The following is a 1,535-nucleotide window of genomic DNA, read 5'->3' as shown; positions in this document are numbered from 1 at the left end:
AAAGGTTGTGCCAGCGTTTTGACACAACCTCTTTAAATTTAATCAATGATCATGTAAACGGATAAATCAGGATTAGCAACAAGCGGAAGAACATCTTCGTCATCAAGAACGCTCATCGCATATCTATGAATACTCTTCTTTATCATTTCCAATGTTGGTTTTTCCAAGAATGTAGAACTGGCAAACGTTACCAGTTCGTTTCCTTCACTATCAGTTCTACCGATTGGTTGTATTGCATATCGAATTATCCATGTTCCGTCGGATTGTTGTTCGATAGGCTTAGCTGATTTCAGGGGTAAGATATTTTTTCGCATTGCCTTTTCTTATTTGTTTTTTTACTTGTTTCTTAAAATTATACTCACTCTTTATTACAAAAACTTCCCAATGTCCTTCAACGTATATATATTGCCACCATTCAGGAGCAATAATCTTTCCGATTTTACGCCTTAGATTGTACGTATTGAAATGTCTCATCAATCCATAGTAACTGTTCATCGTAGCCACGAAAGTCTCAATATGGGCTTCGCAGAAGCCTTCTTTTGCGATCTTGTTATACTTGCTGACTGCATCATATATATTTCCCACGACACGATTTGATATATAGATTCTACCGGGAAGAATAAATGCACCTACGAACAGGACACCTTTTGAATAGTGTTGTATATATATCTTTTTAGGATGCAGTTCCAAAAGCAACTGTTCTTTCAGATAACTATTGAGTAAAGGAACATTCTTCAGGATATCCTCTTTAAAACGCATGACAAAACCAAAGTCATCGACAAAACGCACATAGTGCTTTATCCCGCATATTACAGTCACATAATAGTCAAACACCGAGCCTATGAAATTCGCAAACTTTTGAGAAGGAAGATTGCCAATGGCGACGCCACGTTCCGGGCTGCTGTAAAACAGACTTTTGTCTTTCGGCAGTTTATCCCATAGATGTAAGGGAGACTTCCTACGACATTTTTTTTGTGGCTGGTGGAATATGACAACCCGAAGCAGATACAGCAAACATTCGATGTCGTCTTTCTTGTAATTGTCGCGAACAAATATATCAATCATTTCCCATAATAGAGACTTCGACATGGACATAAAAAAACTTTTTAAATCACCTTTAAAGATGTATGCGTCCTGTGTGTAGTTCTTGCTGACTTCTTTAATCATTTCGTCCATACGCATAACTGCAGACAGGCATCCTTCCCCTATCCGGCAATTCTTTGAAACGTTTCCCTGTGCCTGAAAGCGTTCCTCCAAAATCGGGTCAAGGCGAAGATCGATCCAGTGGTGTACGACACGGTCGATATAAGCAGCAGCAAATACTTCACGCAACACGGGCTTTTTGCGCATGAAGCAGTCAGAGAACCCCGGTTCATAATGACCGTATCTTATACTTTCCCATACGGCAACCAGCCCCGTATCATAATTGAAGGAAAACTCAATACAGTCATCAGTATTGCGCTTTTGCCTGCAACAGTCATCGTATGCTTCTATAATTGAGGATAAGGGTATGTCATAGATCGGTTTATCTGTTG

2 protein-coding genes are annotated in these 1,535 nt (G+C 39.5%); both read right to left on the bottom strand.

Going from position 1 to position 1,535, the window contains the following annotated elements; all coding sequences use genetic code 11:
* Positions 1-38 precede the first annotated feature (38 nt).
* Positions 39-314: a hypothetical protein gene (locus HMPREF2794_RS23545; protein ID WP_070752861.1), complete on the bottom strand. Its 276-nt coding sequence runs from the start codon at positions 312-314 to the stop codon at positions 39-41.
* Positions 280-1,535, bottom strand: a 1,256-nt coding sequence (locus HMPREF2794_RS23540; RefSeq protein ID WP_070752860.1) for an RNA-directed DNA polymerase, incomplete at its 5' end; no start/stop codon positions are given. The genes HMPREF2794_RS23545 and HMPREF2794_RS23540, both read right to left, overlap by 35 nt.

Source organism: Bacteroides sp. HMSC067B03, from assembly GCF_001811315.1.
GTDB lineage: Bacteria > Bacteroidota > Bacteroidia > Bacteroidales > Bacteroidaceae > Bacteroides > Bacteroides faecis.
Note: the sequence above shows the minus strand (reverse complement) of the source record. Positions and strands in the feature narration are given on the sequence as shown.

Coding starts and splice junctions, on each gene's coding strand:
- HMPREF2794_RS23545 (WP_070752861.1), bottom strand. CDS start 314: ATGCGAAAAAATATCTTACCCCTGAAATCAGCTAAGCCTATCGAACAA.